The organism is Bacillus sp. 3103sda1, from assembly GCF_024159135.1.
Classification (GTDB): domain Bacteria; phylum Bacillota; class Bacilli; order Bacillales; family Bacillaceae_G; genus Bacillus_A; species Bacillus_A rhizoplanae.
Genome location: NZ_JAMYWS010000001.1, coordinates 70,969 through 90,000 on the forward strand (window position 1 = coordinate 70,969; position 19,032 = coordinate 90,000).

Here is a 19,032-nt window from a genome sequence, read left to right on the forward strand (position 1 = left end):
TTCTATGGTACTATTTACTATTATAGTTTGTATGCTGTGAGAGGAGGTTAGGGATGAATCGGATCTTCCGTAATACCATCTTTTATTTACTAATATTTTTAGTGGTAATTGGTATTGTAAGTTACTTTAATGGTTCAACACAAAAAACGAAACCAATTAGCTACGATAAATTCATTACCAAACTTGAAAAGGGTGAAGTTCGTAATGTGCAACTTCAACCGAAAAATGGTGTATTTGAAGTAAAAGGACAATTCAGTACAGATAGTCAAGAACAACAATTTATAACTTATGCACCTAACACTGAAGAATTACAAAAGAAAATTAATGACAAAGCACCAGGTACAGAAGTGAAATATCAACCAGCAGAAGAAACAAGTGCTTGGGTAACGTTCTTCACTTCCATCATTCCTTTTGTAATTATCTTCATCCTATTCTTCTTCCTACTTAACCAAGCACAAGGCGGCGGTAGCCGTGTTATGAACTTTGGTAAAAGTAAGGCGAAGTTATACAATGATGATAAGAAAAAAGTCCGTTTTAGAGATGTAGCTGGAGCGGATGAAGAGAAGCAAGAGCTTGTTGAGGTTGTAGAGTTCTTAAAAGACCCTCGTAAGTTTGCGGAGGTTGGTGCTCGTATTCCGAAGGGTGTTTTATTAGTTGGACCTCCAGGGACAGGTAAAACATTGCTTGCACGTGCTGTTGCAGGTGAAGCTGGCGTTCCGTTCTTCTCTATTAGTGGTTCTGATTTCGTAGAGATGTTCGTCGGTGTCGGTGCTTCTCGTGTACGTGACTTATTTGAAAATGCAAAGAAAAACGCACCTTGTATCATTTTTATTGATGAAATTGATGCGGTAGGTCGTCAACGTGGGGCAGGTCTTGGTGGTGGTCACGATGAGCGTGAGCAAACATTAAACCAATTGCTTGTAGAGATGGATGGTTTCGGAGCAAATGAAGGTATTATTATCATTGCTGCAACAAACCGACCTGATATTCTTGATCCAGCGTTATTACGCCCAGGACGCTTTGACCGTCAAATTACGGTAGATCGTCCAGATGTAAACGGTCGTGAAGCGGTGCTTAAAGTGCATGCCCGCAACAAACCGCTTGATGAAAATATTAACTTACGTGCTATAGCAACGCGTACACCAGGTTTCTCTGGTGCTGATCTTGAAAACTTATTAAACGAGGCAGCTCTTGTAGCAGCACGACAAGATAAGAAGAAGATCGATATGAGTGACATTGATGAAGCGACTGACCGCGTTATTGCAGGTCCAGCTAAGAAAAGTCGTGTTATCTCTGAGAAAGAACGAAATATCGTTGCATTCCATGAAGCAGGGCATACTGTAATTGGTGTAGTACTTGACGAAGCAGATATCGTTCATAAAGTAACAATTGTGCCACGTGGTCAAGCTGGTGGATATGCAGTAATGCTTCCGAAAGAAGATCGTTACTTCATGACAAAACCAGAATTACTTGATAAAATTACTGGTCTACTTGGTGGACGAGTGGCTGAGGAAATTGTATTTGGAGAAGTAAGTACAGGTGCTCATAATGACTTCCAACGTGCGACAGGAATAGCTAGACGCATGGTAACAGAGTTCGGTATGAGTGATAAGCTTGGACCGATGCAATTTGGTAGCTCACAGGGTGGTCAAGTATTCTTAGGAAGAGACTTCCATTCTGAGCAAAACTACAGTGATGCAATTGCGCATGAAATTGATATGGAAATGCAAAGCATTATGAAAGAATGTTATGCTCGTGCAAAACAAATTCTTACTGAAAACCGTGATAAGCTTGATATTATCGCAAAAACGTTACTTGAAGTGGAAACGTTAGATGCAGAGCAAATCAACCATTTATATGAACACGGTACATTACCAGAGCGTAAAACATCTTCTGACAGTGATGTAAAGGTAAACATCACAATGAAAAAAGAAGATGAAGCGTCAGGGGATAAAGAAGAACCGAAGGAGTGACAATTGTCACTCCTTTTTTTCTTTGCGATATAACTGGACTTAAACATTGAAAAAGGGAAATGGATTTTTGTAAAATGGTGAGGATGGAAAAGCTGAACATGTGTATAAATATGGTATGATGAGGTTATAAAGTGAAACTTCTATCAGTGGAAGGTTCTTCATGTCTGGCTGATGGTTAGTGGAACTAATCGGGCTCTTACGGGCAGTTATCCTCTTAGCTTTCTCTAAACTTTGAGGTGTGGATCTTACTGCCTAAAAGTAGAAGGATAAGTTCTGTACATATTGCGCAAATATACATTAAATAAGATAAGTGGTGAGAATATGATTTTCGTATTGGATGTAGGGAATACAAATGCAGTGCTTGGTGTGTTTGAAAATGGTAAGCTTCTTCAACATTGGCGTATGGAAACAGATCGTCATAAAACAGAAGATGAATATGGAATGCTCGTGAAACAATTACTTGAACACGAAGGAATTGCTTTTCATGATATAAAAGGAATTATTATTTCTTCTGTTGTACCGCCTATTATGTTTGCTTTAGAGCGTATGTGTGAGAAGTATTTTAAAATTAAGCCTCTTGTGGTGGGGCCTGGGATTAAAACAGGTTTAAATATTAAGTATGAAAATCCGCGCGAAGTAGGGGCTGACCGCATTGTAAATGCGGTAGCTGGTATTCAAATGTATGGAAGCCCGCTTATTATAGTCGATTTTGGAACGGCGACAACATATTGTTATATCGACGAACATAAACAGTATATGGGTGGTGTCATTACACCAGGTATTATGATTTCAGCTGAAGCTTTATATAATAGGGCAGCGAAACTTCCGCGTATTGAAATTACAAGACCAAGTAGCATCATTGGAAAGAATACAGTAAGTGCAATGCAAGCTGGTATCTTATATGGTTATGTGGGACAAGTAGAAGGTATTGTAAAGCGAATGAAAGAGGAAGCTAAACAAGAACCGACTGTTATCGCGACAGGTGGATTAGCAAAATTAATTGCAGAGGAATCGAATGTTATTGATATTGTCGATCCATTTTTAACGCTTAAAGGTCTATATATGTTATATGAGCGTAATGCCAATTTACAACACGAGAAAGGTGAATAAATGCGAATGAAAGATTATTTAGTAAAGGCGCTAGCGTTTAATGGAGAAGTTCGTGCTTATAGTGTGCACACAACAAATACGGTGAGTGAAGCGCAAAGACGTCACGATACATGGAGAACTGCTTCTGCGGCACTCGGTCGTTCTTTAACGGCAGGTACAATGATGGGTGCAATGCTTAAAGGTGATCAGAAACTTACAATTAAAGTAGAAGGCAATGGTCCTCTTGGTCCGGTTTTAGTAGACGCACATGCAAATGGAGATGTACGTGGTTATGTAACGAATCCGCATGTTGATTTTGAAGCGACAGAGCAAGGGAAACTACGTGTATACCAAGCTGTAGGAACAGAAGGTTTTTTAACAGTTATTAAAGATATTGGTATGCGTGAACCATTTATTGGTCAAGTTCCGCTTGTTTCTGGTGAATTAGGAGAAGATTTCACATACTATTTCGCTGCTTCTGAACAAACGCCTTCTTCTGTTGGTGTTGGAGTTCTTGTTAATGGTGATGATAGTATTTTAGCTGCGGGTGGATTTATTTTACAAATCATGCCTGATGCGCAAGAAGAGACAATTTCAATTCTTGAAGAGCGCCTACAAAAAATTCCGCCTGTTTCTAAGCTTGTTGAACAAGGTCTAACTCCAGAAGAGTTGCTATATGAGTTATTAGGGAAAGATAATGTGAAGATTTTAGAGACGATGGATGTACAATTTAACTGTACATGTTCTCGTGAGCGTATTGAAGGCGTATTAATGAGTTTAGGGAAAACAGAATTAATGCAAGTGCGTGATGAGGAAGAAGAGACAGAAGTACATTGTCATTTTTGTAACGAACGATACAAGTTCTCTAAAGAAGACATAACAAACTTAATAGAAAGTTTGTAAGGAAGAAAAGGGTTATTTGTCTATTTCGAATCATCTAAATAGGTTGACAAATAACCTTTTCTTTGACAATATGTATATAAATCCAATAAAAATACTTGGTGTTGGGAGTGACGGAGATGCGAGTGGCACAATCAGTTTCAGATTTAATCGGAAAAACGCCAATTGTTAAATTGAACCGCATCGTAGAAGAAGGTAGTGCAGAGATTTATTTAAAACTAGAGTTCATGAATCCTGGAAGCAGTGTAAAAGATCGAATTGCATTAGCGATGATTGAAGATGCTGAGAAAAAAGGGCTATTAAAAGAAGGCGATACAATTATTGAACCGACAAGTGGAAACACTGGGATTGGTTTAGCGATGGTAGCGGCGGCCAAAGGATATAAGGCAATTCTGGTTATGCCGGAAACGATGAGTGTTGAACGTCGTAATTTATTGCGTGCTTATGGAGCAGAATTAGTGTTAACGCCAGGATCGGAAGGAATGGGCGGTGCAATTCGCAAGGCAACAGAGTTATCAAAAGAACATGGCTACTTTATACCTCAACAGTTTCAAAACGATGCAAATCCAGAAATTCATCGTTTAACTACAGGTCCGGAAATTGTTGAACAAATGGGTGATCAATTAGATGCATTCATTTCAGGAGTTGGTACAGGCGGAACGATTACGGGTGCTGGTGAAGTGTTAAAAGAGAGGTATAAAGATATCAAAATTTATGCAGTAGAGCCTGCTGATTCTCCGGTACTATCAGGTGGAAAACCGGGTCCTCATAAAATTCAAGGTATCGGTGCTGGATTTGTTCCTGGAACGTTAGATACAGATGTGTATGATGAAGTGATTCAGGTAAAAACAGAACAAGCATTTGAATATGCAAGAAGAGTAGCTCGCGAAGAAGGTATTTTAGTAGGTATCTCTTCTGGAGCGGTTATTTATGCAGCGACAGAAGTTGCAAAAAAACTTGGAAAAGGAAAGAAAGTACTTGTTATCATTCCAAGTAATGGTGAGCGTTACTTAAGTACACCGCTTTATCAATTTGAATCATAAGCTTAATGTATGAAAAGCATTCCTCGAAAAAGGGATGCTTTTCTTTTTTCGTTTGAAAATAGGAAAAGAGTGAATGACTAGAAAACTTCATGTAAAATAAGTATTAGTTAAACTAAATGGGCTTTTACGGACAGTTATCCCCCGCCTATCTTTTTCGCTTGTCTCTGAATCTTGAGGTGGGGGTCTTACTGCCTGTTAATGCGGGATAAAATAAAACGAGGTGTTTATATGCAGCGACGAAAATCTTTAGCTATTTCAGTTCCGTATCGGTTAGACTTTTTTAAACAATATAAATTTCTTTCACAAAATAAACCTCATCATATCATTTTAGAAAGTGGTCGTGGAGGGCGTTATAGTATTGCTGGATTTGATCCTGTAGCAATCGTTCGTGGGAAAGATGACACATTATATATATGGGAAAGTGGAGAGGAAACAATAGAAAAGGGGAATCCATTGCACCTTATGCAAAGATATATGGAACAATGGAAAACGGAACATAATGATGCGTATCCGCCATTTCAAGGTGGTGCGATTGGTTATTTTAGTTATGATTGCATCCGCTATATTGAGAAAATTCCTTCTCTTGCAAAAGATGATGTGAATGTACCGGATATATTTTTCTTATTGTTTGATGATGTGTTTGTTTATGATCAGAAAGAACAAATGTTATGGATTATTACCCATTATACAAATGATAAGAAACAAGCTGAACAACATCTGAATGAATTAAAAGGGCTTTGGTTACAAGAAGTGCCAGAAGTGACGATGTCGTTTACTCGTCCTGAAACAAATAAAGAAGCAGTTTCATTTACAGAAAAAGAGTTTATGGAAGCTGTTCAAAGAATTCAAGAGTATATTGGAGCGGGAGATGTGTTTCAAGTGAACTTGTCTACAAGACAAGAAAAAACATTGCAAACGCATCCGCTGGAAGTTTATACGAAGCTTCGTGAAATTAATCCATCACCATACATGGGGTATTTAGAACTTGGAGATTTCCAAATTGTAAGTGCTTCACCAGAGTTGTTGATTAAAAAGCAAGGAAATGAAATGAGTACGCGTCCAATTGCGGGTACGCGCTCTCGTGGGAAAGATGAGCAAGAAGATCAAGAACTTGCAAAAGAGTTAATTGAAAATGAAAAAGAGCGTGCAGAACACGTTATGCTTGTTGATTTAGAGCGAAATGATTTAGGGCGTGTTTGTGAGTATGGAACGGTAGAAGTAGATGAATTCATGGTGATTGAGAAATATTCCCATGTTATGCACATCGTTTCAAATGTACGCGGAGAATTACAGCAAGGAAAAGATGCTTTTGATGGTGTAAAGGCTGTATTTCCAGGTGGGACGATTACCGGGGCGCCGAAAATTCGTACGATGGAAATTATTGAAGAGTTAGAACCGGTTCGCCGTGGTATTTATACAGGTTCGATTGGGTGGATTGGTTATTCGGGGGATATGGAATTAAACATTGTTATTCGCACATTACTTGCAAAAGATGGACAAGCGTATGTACAAGCAGGTGCGGGAATTGTTATTGATTCTAATCCGAAAAATGAGTATAAAGAGTCGTTAAAGAAAGCAATAGCTTTATGGAGTGCGAAAGAAAGTAGCGAAGAAACGGTTAGGTGAGCGAAATGATATTAATGATTGATAATTATGATTCCTTTACGTTTAATTTAGTACAATTTCTTGGAGAGTTAGGACAAGAACTTATCGTCAAGCGTAATGATGAAATTACAATTGACGATATTGAACAAATGCAGCCCGATTTCTTAATGATTTCTCCGGGGCCGTGCAGCCCGAATGAAGCCGGGGTGAGTATGGATGTAATTCGACATTTCGCAGGAGAAATCCCGATTTTTGGTGTTTGTTTAGGGCATCAATCGATTGCTCAAGTATTTGGGGGAGATGTTGTTCGTGCCGATCGTTTAATGCATGGGAAAACGTCCTTGATGCATCACAATGAGAAAACGATTTTTACTGATATTCCAAATCCGTTTACAGCGACGCGTTACCATTCTCTAATTGTCAAAAAAGAAACATTACCAGAGTGCTTGGAAGTAACGTCTTGGACAGAGGAAGGAGAAATTATGGCGCTTCGTCATAAAACATTACCAATTGAAGGTGTGCAGTTCCATCCGGAATCCATTATGACTTCCCATGGTAAGGAATTGCTGCAAAATTTCATTCGTCATTATAGCCGGAGTGCTTCTACATGCTAATTTATGTGAATGGTTCATTTGTAGAGGCGAGTGAAGCTAAAATATCTCCGTATGATCACGGATATTTATATGGTCTTGGTGTGTTTGAGACGTTTCGTATTTACAACGGACATCCGTTCTTATTAGATGATCATTATGAGCGGCTTATTACCGCTCTTTCGTCGCTGCATATTGCATGGGAAATGACAAAAGATGATGTGAAAAGCATTTTAAAAGAGTTAATGGTAAGGAATCATTTGCAAAATGCGTATGTTCGTTTGAATGTGTCTGCTGGTGTTGGTGAAATCGGTTTGCAGACGGAGATTTACGAAGAGCCTTCTATTATTATTTTTATAAAGCCTTTACAAGCTCCTGAAGATGTAATTGAAAAAGAAGGAGTGGTTTTAAGGCAAACCCGTAATACGCCAGAGGGAGAGTTTCGTTTAAAGTCACATCATTATTTAAATAATATTTTAGGAAAACGTGAGATTGGGAATACAACTACGAAAGAAGGAATTTTTCTTACGAAAGAAGGGTATGTTGCGGAAGGGATTGTTTCGAACATTTTTTTCGTGAAAAATGGCATATTGCATACACCGTCATTACAGACTGGAATTTTAAATGGGATTACTCGTGCTTTTATATTGGTAGCCGCTGAAATGTTAGGGCTTGAGGTGAGAGAAGGGTTATTTTTAAAAGAAGAGCTGTTTGCGGCTGATGAGGTGTTTGTTACGAATTCCATTCAGGAAATTGTGCCGCTTTGTTGCATCGGAGAAGTGCATTTTCCAGGTAAAGAAGGATTTGTTACAAATCAGCTTATACGTGTATATGAAACATACCGTGAAAAGCTATGGAGTCGAAATGAATTGTTAAGAGGAGAGGGCTAATATGCAATGGAGTTATGAGATACAGTGTGGTGAATATGCCTTGAATTTAAATGAAAAGACATTCATTATGGGGATTTTGAATGTTACGCCTGACTCTTTCTCTGATGGTGGTAATTACAATGAGGTGGAAGCAGCTGTCCGTCATGCAAAAGAGATGGTAATTGACGGAGCGCATATTATTGATATTGGCGGAGAGTCTACTCGTCCTGGTTTTGCTAAAGTGTCAGAGGAAGAAGAATTGCGACGTGTTTTACCAATGATTCGAGCTGTATCGGAAGCGGTAGATATACCTATATCTATTGATACGTACAAAGCGGAGGTTGCAAAACAAGCTATTGAAGCCGGAGCACATATTATTAATGATATTTGGGGTGCGAAAGCAGAACCGGAAATTGCAAAAGTAGCAGCACATTACGACGTGCCAATTATTCTGATGCATAATCGTGATAATACAAACTACCGAAATCTCATGGCGGATATGATTGCTGATCTGTATGAAAGTATTACAATTGCGAAACATGCAGGTGTGCGCGATGAGAATATTATTTTAGATCCGGGTATTGGGTTTGCGAAAACGTTTGAGCAAAATTTAGAAGTAATGCGAAATCTAGAACAGTTGAAAGTTTTGGGGTATCCGCTCCTTCTCGCAACTTCTCGAAAATCGTTTATTGGCCATGCATTAGATTTGCCGGTAGAAGAACGCTTAGAAGGGACTGGTGCGACGGTTTGTCTTGGTATTCAAAAAGGTTGTGAAATCGTACGCGTGCATGATGTGAAAGAGATGTCCCGCATGGCGAAGATGATGGATGCTATGTTAAGGGGGTAAAAGATTTGGATAAAATTTTTGTTCATGATATGGAGTTCTACGGTTATCATGGTGTATTTCCTGAAGAAAATAAGTTAGGGCAGCGATTTAAGGTGGATTTAACTGTAGAGTTAGATTTAAAGCGAGCGGGAACAACTGATAACTTAGAGCACTCTGTAAATTATGGAGAATTATACGAGTTATGTAGAAGTGTTGTAGAAGAGAAAACATATAAGCTTTTGGAAAGTATTGCAGAAAATATTGCAAGGGATATATTAGGGCGGTACGATTGCATTATGAATTGTATTGTAAAAGTTATTAAACCAGATCCGCCAATTCCGGGACATTACCGTGCGGTGGCGGTTGAGATTGAGAGAGGGCGCTCATGAATAATGTAGTTTATATTGCTTTGGGTTCGAATATGGATGATCGCTATACGTATTTATCACAAGCGATAGAATTGTTGCGTAAGCATCCGGCTATTGAGGTTGAGGATGTATCATCTGTTTATGAAACGGATCCAGTTGGATATACAGATCAAGAGCAATTTTTAAACTTAGTTATAAAAATTTCTACCAATTTATTTCCTCAAGAATTATTAATGGTGACACAAAAAGTGGAGAATGAGCTAGGAAGAAAAAGGAAAATCAAATGGGGGCCTCGTACCATTGACCTTGACATTTTGCTCTATAATCACGAAAATATTGAAGCAGAGAATCTTATTGTTCCGCATCCGCGGATGTTTGAAAGAGCTTTTGTTATCGTTCCGTTGATGGAAATTAATCAAGAAATTAACCGAAACATTTCACGTTCACAAGTAGAAGAAATGAAAAGGCGAGAGGGAGTAACGGTATGGAAGCAGAGAAATGGGGAAGACGCATTCGCGCTTTTCGCAAATTAAAAGGCTATACACAAGAAGGGTTTGCGAAAGAATTAGGGGTATCTGTATCTGTTTTAGGTGAAGTGGAGAGAGGGAATCGAGTTCCGTCTCACGATTTTGTTATAGAAGTTGCGAAGACATTAAAAGTTTCAATAGAAGAATTAATGCCGAAGTAGGAATAACGAAGGAAGGTAATCGAGTGTTAAAGATTGCAAACATTGAAATGAAAAATCCGGTTGTACTAGCGCCAATGGCAGGAGTATGTAACTCTGCATTCCGTTTAACGGTAAAAGAATTTGGTGCAGGATTAGTATGTGCGGAAATGGTAAGTGATAAGGCGATTTTATTTAACAATCAAAAAACGCTAGACATGTTATATATTGATGAGAGAGAGAAGCCATTAAGTCTGCAAATTTTTGGTGGGGAAAAAGAAACGCTTGTAGAAGCGGCAAAATATGTAGATAAAAATACAACAGCAGACATTATTGATATTAATATGGGATGCCCAGTACCGAAAATCACAAAATGTGATGCAGGTGCAAAGTGGTTGCTTGATCCGAACAAGGTGTACGAAATGGTAGCCGCGGTGGTAGATGCGGTCGAGAAGCCAGTTACAGTAAAAATGCGTATCGGTTGGGATGAAGACCACATTTTTGCAATTGAAAATGCTCAGGCAGTTGAACGTGCGGGAGGTCAGGCGGTTGCAGTTCACGGACGTACTCGTGTTCAAATGTATGAAGGGAAAGCAGACTGGAATATCATTAAGCAAGTAAAACAAGCTGTCAATATTCCGGTTATCGGAAATGGTGATGTAGAAACGCCGCAAGATGCAAAGCACATGTTAGATGAAGTTGGCGTAGATGGTGTAATGATTGGCCGTGCAGCGCTTGGTAATCCGTGGATGATTTACCGTACAGTAAAATATTTAGAAACTGGTGAATTAATGCCGGAGCCATCTGTGCGTGAAAAGATTGATGTATGTATGTTGCATTTAGATCGTCTTATTGATCTAAAGAATGAAGACATTGCAGTTCGAGAAATGCGCAAACATGCTGCATGGTATTTAAAGAGTGTTCGCGGTAATGCAAGAGTGCGTAATGGAATTAATAGTTGTAATACACGTGCAGATCTTGCTTCTTTATTGACAACATTTGTAGAAGAGGTAGAAGCGAAACAAAAATCTATTCAAGTTGGATAATAGAAGGAAATAGAAGGGGTGTTTGACATTCCTGTTCTTACTACCTATAATTACGTCTAAGAAATAAGAACTGCCAGCGCGTTGCTGGCAGTTTTTCTAGTTGGATAGAAAATGCTATACTATATATATTGTAAAATTTAATAGAGCTGGAGTGATATCAATACCATGGATAACATGAACCACGAAGAATTAAATGATCAATTGCTCGTTCGTCGCGAGAAGCTACATAACTTACGAGAACAAGGAATGGACCCATTTGGTAAACGTTTTGAACGTACACATTCAACAAAAGAATTATTCAGCTTGTACGGAGAACTTTCTAAAGAAGAATTAGAAGAGAAAGAAATTCCTGTTTCTATAGCTGGTCGTATTATGACAAAACGCGGTAAAGGAAAAGCTGGTTTTGCACATATTCAAGATTTACATGGACAAGTTCAAATTTACGTTCGTAAAGATGCGGTTGGTGATGAGCAGTACGAACTATTTAATGCGGCAGATTTAGGTGACTTAGTAGGGATTGAAGGTAAAGTATTTAAGACAAAAGTTGGAGAACTTTCAATTAAAGTGACTAGCTTTACATTATTAACAAAATCTCTTCGTCCGCTTCCTGACAAATATCATGGCCTAAAAGATGTTGAACAGCGCTATCGTCAACGTTATTTAGATTTAATTACGAGTATGGAAAGTCGCGAAACGTTTGTAACTCGCAGTAAAATTATTCGTGAGATGAGAAGATATTTAGATAACAATGGTTATCTTGAAGTAGAAACACCGATGTTGCATGCTATTGCAGGCGGAGCATCTGCGCGTCCGTTTATTACACATCACAATGCGTTAGATATGGAATTCTATATGCGTATTGCAATTGAGCTGCATTTAAAACGTCTAATTGTGGGTGGATTAGAGAAAGTGTATGAAATTGGGCGTGTATTCCGTAACGAAGGTGTATCAACTCGTCATAATCCAGAATTTACAATGATTGAATTATATGAAGCATATGCGGATTATAAGGATATCATGAAACTAACAGAAAACATGGTTGCTCATATTGCGAAAGAAGTTTTAGGTACAACGACAGTTCAATATGGTGAATATGAAATTAATTTAGAGCCAGAGTGGACAAGACTACACATGGTAGATGCAATCAAACAATATTCTGGAGCAGATTTCTGGAGCCCAATGGGCGTAGAAGAAGCTCGTGCATTAGCGAAAGAGCATGATGTAGAAATTAAGGATACAATGGAAGTTGGTCATATTATTAATGAGTTCTTCGAGCAAAAAGTAGAAGAACATTTAATTCAACCTACATTTATTTATGGTCATCCAGTGGAGATTTCTCCTCTTGCGAAAAAGAATGAAGAAGATCCGCGCTTTACAGATCGTTTCGAGTTATTTATTGTCGCTCGTGAACATGCGAATGCATTTACAGAGTTAAATGATCCAATTGATCAAAAAGAACGCTTCGAAGCGCAGTTAAAAGAGCGTGAACAAGGTAATGATGAAGCGCACATGATGGATGATGATTATATTGAAGCGCTTGAGTATGGTATGCCTCCTACAGGTGGGTTAGGGATCGGTATTGATCGTCTTGTTATGTTATTAACAAATTCACCTTCTATTCGTGATGTATTACTATTCCCGGCAATGAGACATAAACAAGACTAAGCTTTGGAGTTTTCTCCAAAGCTTTTCTTTTTATTGTATTTTTATATTATTTTATAAGGTGAAAAATTTTATTAAAAAAACTATTGCAATTTAATTTGTGAACTGATATATTTATATTCGTTGTCACGAACGGCAACAAGGAAAACAACTTCGAAAGAAAAAAGTTGTTGACAGAAAAGAAACGAAATGTTATATTATTAAAGTCGCTTCGAGCGGCAGATAAGTTCTTTGAAAACTGAACGAAACAAACAACGTGAAACGTCAATTTTTATTTATGATGCTAGACAAACACTTTATTGGAGAGTTTGATCCTGGCTCAGGATGAACGCTGGCGGCGTGCCTAATACATGCAAGTCGAGCGAACCAATTAAGAGCTTGCTCTTAAGAAGTTAGCGGCGGACGGGTGAGTAACACGTAGGTAACCTGCCTATAAGACTGGGATAACTCCGGGAAACCGGGGCTAATACCGGATAACATTTTGCACCGCATGGTGCGAAATTGAAAGGCGGCTTCGGCTGTCACTTATAGATGGACCTGCGGCGCATTAGCTAGTTGGTGAGGTAACGGCTCACCAAGGCGACGATGCGTAGCCGACCTGAGAGGGTGATCGGCCACACTGGGACTGAGACACGGCCCAGACTCCTACGGGAGGCAGCAGTAGGGAATCTTCCGCAATGGACGAAAGTCTGACGGAGCAACGCCGCGTGAGCGATGAAGGCCTTCGGGTCGTAAAGCTCTGTTGTTAGGGAAGAACAAGTGCTAGTTGAATAAGCTGGCACCTTGACGGTACCTAACCAGAAAGCCACGGCTAACTACGTGCCAGCAGCCGCGGTAATACGTAGGTGGCAAGCGTTATCCGGAATTATTGGGCGTAAAGCGCGCGCAGGTGGTTTCTTAAGTCTGATGTGAAAGCCCACGGCTCAACCGTGGAGGGTCATTGGAAACTGGGAGACTTGAGTGCAGAAGAGGAAAGTGGAATTCCATGTGTAGCGGTGAAATGCGTAGAGATATGGAGGAACACCAGTGGCGAAGGCGACTTTCTGGTCTGCAACTGACACTGAGGCGCGAAAGCGTGGGGAGCAAACAGGATTAGATACCCTGGTAGTCCACGCCGTAAACGATGAGTGCTAAGTGTTAGAGGGTTTCCGCCCTTTAGTGCTGAAGTTAACGCATTAAGCACTCCGCCTGGGGAGTACGGCCGCAAGGCTGAAACTCAAAGGAATTGACGGGGGCCCGCACAAGCGGTGGAGCATGTGGTTTAATTCGAAGCAACGCGAAGAACCTTACCAGGTCTTGACATCCTCTGACAACCCTAGAGATAGGGCTTCTCCTTCGGGAGCAGAGTGACAGGTGGTGCATGGTTGTCGTCAGCTCGTGTCGTGAGATGTTGGGTTAAGTCCCGCAACGAGCGCAACCCTTGATCTTAGTTGCCATCATTAAGTTGGGCACTCTAAGGTGACTGCCGGTGACAAACCGGAGGAAGGTGGGGATGACGTCAAATCATCATGCCCCTTATGACCTGGGCTACACACGTGCTACAATGGACGGTACAAAGAGTCGCAAGACCGCGAGGTGGAGCTAATCTCATAAAACCGTTCTCAGTTCGGATTGTAGGCTGCAACTCGCCTACATGAAGCTGGAATCGCTAGTAATCGCGGATCAGCATGCCGCGGTGAATACGTTCCCGGGCCTTGTACACACCGCCCGTCACACCACGAGAGTTTGTAACACCCGAAGTCGGTGGGGTAACCTTTTTGGAGCCAGCCGCCTAAGGTGGGACAGATGATTGGGGTGAAGTCGTAACAAGGTAGCCGTATCGGAAGGTGCGGCTGGATCACCTCCTTTCTATGGAGAATTGATGAACGCTGTTCATCAATATAAGTTTCCGTGTTTCGTTTTGTTCAGTTTTGAGAGAACTATCTCTCGAAAATATATGTTCTTTGAAAACTAGATAACAGTGTAGCTCATATTTTTTTAATTTTGGTTAAGTTAGAAAGGGCGCACGGTGGATGCCTTGACACTAGGAGTCGATGAAGGACGGGACTAACACCGATATGCTTCGGGGAGCTGTAAGTAAGCTTTGATCCGGAGATTTCCGAATGGGGAAACCCACCATACGTAATGGTATGGTATCTTTATCTGAATACATAGGGTAAAGAAGACAGACCCAGGGAACTGAAACATCTAAGTACCTGGAGGAAGAGAAAGCAAATGCGATTTCCTGAGTAGCGGCGAGCGAAACGGAATCTAGCCCAAACCAAGAGGCTTGCCTCTTGGGGTTGTAGGACATTCTATACGGAGTTACAAAGGAACGAGGTAGACGAAGCAGCCTGGAAAGGCTCGTCATAGAAGGTAACAACCCTGTAGTTGAAACTTCGTTCCCTCTTGAATGTATCCTGAGTACGGCGGAACACGTGAAATTCCGTCGGAATCCGGGAGGACCATCTCCCAAGGCTAAATACTACCTAGTGATCGATAGTGAACCAGTACCGTGAGGGAAAGGTGAAAAGCACCCCGGAAGGGGAGTGAAAGAGATCCTGAAACCGTGTGCCTACAAATAGTCAGAGCCCGTTAACGGGTGATGGCGTGCCTTTTGTAGAATGAACCGGCGAGTTACGATCCCGTGCGAGGTTAAGCTGAAGAGGCGGAGCCGTAGCGAAAGCGAGTCTGAATAGGGCGTTTAGTACGTGGTCGTAGACCCGAAACCAGGTGATCTACCCATGTCCAGGGTGAAGTTCAGGTAACACTGAATGGAGGCCCGAACCCACGCACGTTGAAAAGTGCGGGGATGAGGTGTGGGTAGCGGAGAAATTCCAATCGAACCTGGAGATAGCTGGTTCTCCCCGAAATAGCTTTAGGGCTAGCCTCAAGTGTGAGAGTCTTGGAGGTAGAGCACTGATTGAACTAGGGGTCCTCATCGGATTACCGAATTCAGTCAAACTCCGAATGCCAATGACTTATCCTTGGGAGTCAGACTGCGAGTGATAAGATCCGTAGTCAAAAGGGAAACAGCCCAGACCGCCAGCTAAGGTCCCAAAGTGTGTATTAAGTGGAAAAGGATGTGGAGTTGCTTAGACAACTAGGATGTTGGCTTAGAAGCAGCCACCATTTAAAGAGTGCGTAATAGCTCACTAGTCGAGTGACTCTGCGCCGAAAATGTACCGGGGCTAAATACACCACCGAAGCTGCGGATTGATACCTATGGTATCAGTGGTAGGGGAGCGTTCTAAGTGCTGTGAAGTCAGATCGTAAGGACTGGTGGAGCGCTTAGAAGTGAGAATGCCGGTATGAGTAGCGAAAGACGGGTGAGAATCCCGTCCACCGAATGCCTAAGGTTTCCTGAGGAAGGCTCGTCCGCTCAGGGTTAGTCAGGACCTAAGCCGAGGCCGACAGGCGTAGGCGATGGACAACAGGTTGATATTCCTGTACCACCTCTTTATCGTTTGAGCAATGGAGGGACGCAGAAGGATAGAAGAAGCGTGCGATTGGTTGTGCACGTCCAAGCAGTTAGGCTGGTAAGTAGGCAAATCCGCTTACCGCAAAGGCTGAGCTGTGATGGGGAAGCTCCTTATGGAGCGAAGTCTTTGATTCCCCGCTGCCAAGAAAAGCTTCTAGCGAGATAAAAGGTGCCTGTACCGCAAACCGACACAGGTAGGCGAGGAGAGAATCCTAAGGTGTGCGAGAGAACTCTGGTTAAGGAACTCGGCAAAATGACCCCGTAACTTCGGGAGAAGGGGTGCTTTCTTAACGGAAAGCCGCAGTGAATAGGCCCAAGCGACTGTTTAGCAAAAACACAGGTCTCTGCGAAGCCGTAAGGCGAAGTATAGGGGCTGACACCTGCCCGGTGCTGGAAGGTTAAGGAGAGGGGTTAGCGCAAGCGAAGCTCTGAACTGAAGCCCCAGTAAACGGCGGCCGTAACTATAACGGTCCTAAGGTAGCGAAATTCCTTGTCGGGTAAGTTCCGACCCGCACGAAAGGTGTAACGATTTGGGCACTGTCTCAACCAGAGACTCGGTGAAATTATAGTACCTGTGAAGATGCAGGTTACCCGCGACAGGACGGAAAGACCCCGTGGAGCTTTACTGTAGCCTGATATTGAATTTTGGTACAGCTTGTACAGGATAGGCGGGAGCCTTTGAAGCCGGAGCGCTAGCTTCGGTGGAGGCGCTGGTGGGATACCGCCCTGGCTGTATTGAAATTCTAACCTACGGGTCTTATCGACCCGGGAGACAGTGTCAGGTGGGCAGTTTGACTGGGGCGGTCGCCTCCTAAAAAGTAACGGAGGCGCCCAAAGGTTCCCTCAGAATGGTTGGAAATCATTCGTAGAGTGCAAAGGCATAAGGGAGCTTGACTGCGAGACCTACAAGTCGAGCAGGGACGAAAGTCGGGCTTAGTGATCCGGTGGTTCCGCATGGAAGGGCCATCGCTCAACGGATAAAAGCTACCCCGGGGATAACAGGCTTATCTCCCCCAAGAGTCCACATCGACGGGGAGGTTTGGCACCTCGATGTCGGCTCATCGCATCCTGGGGCTGTAGTCGGTCCCAAGGGTTGGGCTGTTCGCCCATTAAAGCGGTACGCGAGCTGGGTTCAGAACGTCGTGAGACAGTTCGGTCCCTATCCGTCGTGGGCGTAGGAAATTTGAGAGGAGCTGTCCTTAGTACGAGAGGACCGGGATGGACGCACCGCTGGTGTACCAGTTGTTCTGCCAAGGGCATAGCTGGGTAGCTATGTGCGGAAGGGATAAGTGCTGAAAGCATCTAAGCATGAAGCCCCCCTCAAGATGAGATTTCCCATAGCGTAAGCTAGTAAGATCCCTGAAAGATGATCAGGTTGATAGGTTCGAGGTGGAAGCATGGTGACATGTGGAGCTGACGAATACTAATAGATCGAGGACTTAACCATATAATATGAAGCAAATGTTATCTAGTTTTGAAGGAATATATTTTTAAAAATTCCTGTTGACATTCTGAAAAGAATGTGTATAATAATAAAAGTCTGGTAATGATGGCAGAGAGGTCACACCCGTTCCCATACCGAACACGGAAGTTAAGCTCTCTAGCGCCGATGGTAGTTGGGACTTTGTCCCTGTGAGAGTAGGACGTTGCCAGGCAAATGGAGGATTAGCTCAGCTGGGAGAGCACCTGCCTTACAAGCAGGGGGTCGGCGGTTCGATCCCGTCATCCTCCACCATATGCCGGCTTAGCTCAATTGGTAGAGCAACTGACTTGTAATCAGTAGGTTGGGGGTTCAAGTCCTCTAGCCGGCACCACTTTAGTAAGAGCCATTAGCTCAGTTGGTAGAGCATCTGACTTTTAATCAGAGGGTCGAAGGTTCGAGTCCTTCATGGCTCACCATTTTAAAAATATAGTATGCGGGTGTGGCGGAATTGGCAGACGCACCAGACTTAGGATCTGGCGCCTTTGGCGTGGGGGTTCGACTCCCTTCACCCGCACTTTAAATTGAATAAGTCATATATGTCTTGCGGAAGTAGTTCAGTGGTAGAATACAACCTTGCCAAGGTTGGGGTCGCGGGTTCGAATCCCGTCTTCCGCTCCAATTTTCAATATGACATGCCGGGGTGGCGGAACAGGCAGACGCACAGGACTTAAAATCCTGCGGTGGGTGACCACCGTGCGGGTTCGACCCCCGCCCTCGGCACCATATGCGCCCGTAGCTCAATTGGATAGAGCGTTTGACTACGGATCAAAAGGTTAGGGGTTCGAGTCCTCTCGGGCGCGTTCTTTTCGGGAAGTGGCTCAGCTTGGTAGAGCACCTGGTTTGGGACCAGGGGGTCGCAGGTTCGAATCCTGTCTTCCCGATAGTTTTAAAATAATGGGGCCTTAGCTCAGCTGGGAGAGCGCCTGCCTTGCACGCAGGAGGTCAGCGGTTCGATCCCGCTAGGCTCCACCAAAGTTCTTTGAAAACTGAACGAAACAAACAACGTGAAACGTCAATTTTTATTTATGATGCTAGACAAACACTTTATTGGAGAGTTTGATCCTGGCTCAGGATGAACGCTGGCGGCGTGCCTAATACATGCAAGTCGAGCGAACCAATTAAGAGCTTGCTCTTAAGAAGTTAGCGGCGGACGGGTGAGTAACACGTAGGTAACCTGCCTATAAGACTGGGATAACTCCGGGAAACCGGGGCTAATACCGGATAACATTTTGCACCGCATGGTGCGAAATTGAAAGGCGGCTTCGGCTGTCACTTATAGATGGACCTGCGGCGCATTAGCTAGTTGGTGAGGTAACGGCTCACCAAGGCGACGATGCGTAGCCGACCTGAGAGGGTGATCGGCCACACTGGGACTGAGACACGGCCCAGACTCCTACGGGAGGCAGCAGTAGGGAATCTTCCGCAATGGACGAAAGTCTGACGGAGCAACGCCG

The 19,032-nt window shown here is 42.6% G+C and carries 13 protein-coding genes, 9 tRNA genes and 4 rRNA genes (1 of these 26 only partly in view); all 26 read left to right on the plus strand.

Annotation, left to right across the window (positions count from 1 at the left end; all coding sequences use genetic code 11):
- The first annotated feature begins 53 nt into the window (after positions 1 to 53).
- The gene (ftsH, locus tag NKR74_RS00375) at positions 54 to 1,973 is read left to right on the plus strand and encodes an ATP-dependent zinc metalloprotease FtsH (protein ID WP_253628342.1); all 1,920 of its coding nucleotides are present in this window, start codon (positions 54 to 56) and stop codon (positions 1,971 to 1,973) included.
- A 321-nt stretch (positions 1,974 to 2,294) separates the two neighbouring features.
- The gene (locus NKR74_RS00380; RefSeq protein ID WP_253628343.1) at positions 2,295 to 3,083 is read left to right on the plus strand and encodes a type III pantothenate kinase; all 789 of its coding nucleotides are present in this window, start codon (positions 2,295 to 2,297) and stop codon (positions 3,081 to 3,083) included.
- Between the two features lie 6 nt (positions 3,084 to 3,089).
- On the plus strand, positions 3,090 to 3,965 hold the full coding sequence (gene hslO / locus NKR74_RS00385) for an Hsp33 family molecular chaperone HslO (RefSeq protein ID WP_253628344.1): 876 nt from the start codon (positions 3,090 to 3,092) through the stop codon (positions 3,963 to 3,965).
- 116 nt (positions 3,966 to 4,081) lie between these two features.
- Positions 4,082 to 5,005 carry a cysteine synthase A gene (gene cysK, locus NKR74_RS00390; RefSeq protein WP_253628345.1) on the plus strand — a complete coding sequence of 308 codons (924 nt, stop codon included), beginning with the start codon at positions 4,082 to 4,084 and terminating at the stop codon, positions 5,003 to 5,005.
- A gap of 228 nt (positions 5,006 to 5,233) precedes the next feature.
- On the plus strand, positions 5,234 to 6,631 hold the full coding sequence (trpE, locus tag NKR74_RS00395; RefSeq protein ID WP_098305030.1) for an anthranilate synthase component I: 1,398 nt from the start codon (positions 5,234 to 5,236) through the stop codon (positions 6,629 to 6,631).
- Positions 6,632 to 6,636: 5 nt separating this feature from the next.
- Positions 6,637 to 7,224, plus strand: coding sequence for an aminodeoxychorismate/anthranilate synthase component II (gene pabA, locus NKR74_RS00400; protein WP_253628346.1), 588 nt, complete (start codon positions 6,637 to 6,639; stop codon positions 7,222 to 7,224).
- Positions 7,218 to 8,090, plus strand: a complete 873-nt coding sequence (gene pabC / locus NKR74_RS00405) for an aminodeoxychorismate lyase (protein ID WP_253628347.1) — start codon at positions 7,218 to 7,220, stop codon at positions 8,088 to 8,090. The genes pabA and pabC overlap by 7 nt, the downstream gene beginning before the upstream one ends.
- Position 8,091: 1 nt before the next feature.
- Positions 8,092 to 8,916, plus strand: a complete 825-nt coding sequence (folP, locus tag NKR74_RS00410; protein WP_253628348.1) for a dihydropteroate synthase — start codon at positions 8,092 to 8,094, stop codon at positions 8,914 to 8,916.
- Between the two features lie 5 nt (positions 8,917 to 8,921).
- A complete protein-coding gene (folB, locus tag NKR74_RS00415) occupies positions 8,922 to 9,284 on the plus strand; it encodes a dihydroneopterin aldolase (RefSeq protein ID WP_098304946.1) in 363 nt (120 codons plus the stop codon).
- On the plus strand, positions 9,281 to 9,796 hold the full coding sequence (gene folK / locus NKR74_RS00420; protein WP_253628349.1) for a 2-amino-4-hydroxy-6-hydroxymethyldihydropteridine diphosphokinase: 516 nt from the start codon (positions 9,281 to 9,283) through the stop codon (positions 9,794 to 9,796). Before folB ends, folK begins: the two co-directional genes overlap by 4 nt.
- Positions 9,748 to 9,951: a helix-turn-helix domain-containing protein gene (locus NKR74_RS00425; RefSeq protein WP_098304942.1), complete on the plus strand. Its 204-nt coding sequence runs from the start codon at positions 9,748 to 9,750 to the stop codon at positions 9,949 to 9,951. Before folK ends, NKR74_RS00425 begins: the two co-directional genes overlap by 49 nt.
- A 23-nt stretch (positions 9,952 to 9,974) precedes the next feature.
- Complete coding sequence (gene dusB / locus NKR74_RS00430) at positions 9,975 to 10,973, plus strand: tRNA dihydrouridine synthase DusB (RefSeq protein WP_253628350.1); 999 nt, start codon at positions 9,975 to 9,977, stop codon at positions 10,971 to 10,973.
- Between the two features lie 165 nt (positions 10,974 to 11,138).
- On the plus strand, positions 11,139 to 12,638 hold the full coding sequence (lysS, locus tag NKR74_RS00435) for a lysine--tRNA ligase (RefSeq protein WP_253628351.1): 1,500 nt from the start codon (positions 11,139 to 11,141) through the stop codon (positions 12,636 to 12,638).
- Positions 12,639 to 12,931: 293 nt separating this feature from the next.
- Positions 12,932 to 14,483: ribosomal RNA gene (locus NKR74_RS00440) — 16S ribosomal RNA — on the plus strand.
- Between the two features lie 137 nt (positions 14,484 to 14,620).
- A 23S ribosomal RNA gene (locus NKR74_RS00445) occupies positions 14,621 to 17,542 on the plus strand.
- A 92-nt stretch (positions 17,543 to 17,634) separates the two neighbouring features.
- Positions 17,635 to 17,750, plus strand: a 5S ribosomal RNA gene (gene rrf / locus NKR74_RS00450).
- Positions 17,751 to 17,754: 4 nt separating this feature from the next.
- Positions 17,755 to 17,830 (plus strand) — tRNA-Val (locus NKR74_RS00455).
- A gap of 3 nt (positions 17,831 to 17,833) precedes the next feature.
- Positions 17,834 to 17,909: transfer RNA gene (locus tag NKR74_RS00460), tRNA-Thr, on the plus strand.
- Positions 17,910 to 17,918: 9 nt separating this feature from the next.
- Positions 17,919 to 17,994: transfer RNA gene (locus NKR74_RS00465), tRNA-Lys, on the plus strand.
- 17 nt (positions 17,995 to 18,011) lie between these two features.
- Positions 18,012 to 18,092: transfer RNA gene (locus NKR74_RS00470), tRNA-Leu, on the plus strand.
- A gap of 29 nt (positions 18,093 to 18,121) precedes the next feature.
- Positions 18,122 to 18,196, plus strand: a tRNA-Gly gene (locus tag NKR74_RS00475).
- Positions 18,197 to 18,212: 16 nt separating this feature from the next.
- Positions 18,213 to 18,301: transfer RNA gene (locus tag NKR74_RS00480), tRNA-Leu, on the plus strand.
- A gap of 3 nt (positions 18,302 to 18,304) precedes the next feature.
- Positions 18,305 to 18,378, plus strand: a tRNA-Arg gene (locus tag NKR74_RS00485).
- Between the two features lie 7 nt (positions 18,379 to 18,385).
- Positions 18,386 to 18,459: transfer RNA gene (locus NKR74_RS00490), tRNA-Pro, on the plus strand.
- 15 nt (positions 18,460 to 18,474) lie between these two features.
- A tRNA-Ala gene (locus NKR74_RS00495) sits at positions 18,475 to 18,550 on the plus strand.
- A 72-nt stretch (positions 18,551 to 18,622) separates the two neighbouring features.
- A 16S ribosomal RNA gene (locus tag NKR74_RS00500) occupies positions 18,623 to 19,032 on the plus strand (it continues 1,142 nt past the right edge of the window).
- Together the 16S, 23S and 5S rRNA genes with 9 tRNA genes alongside form the textbook arrangement of a ribosomal RNA operon.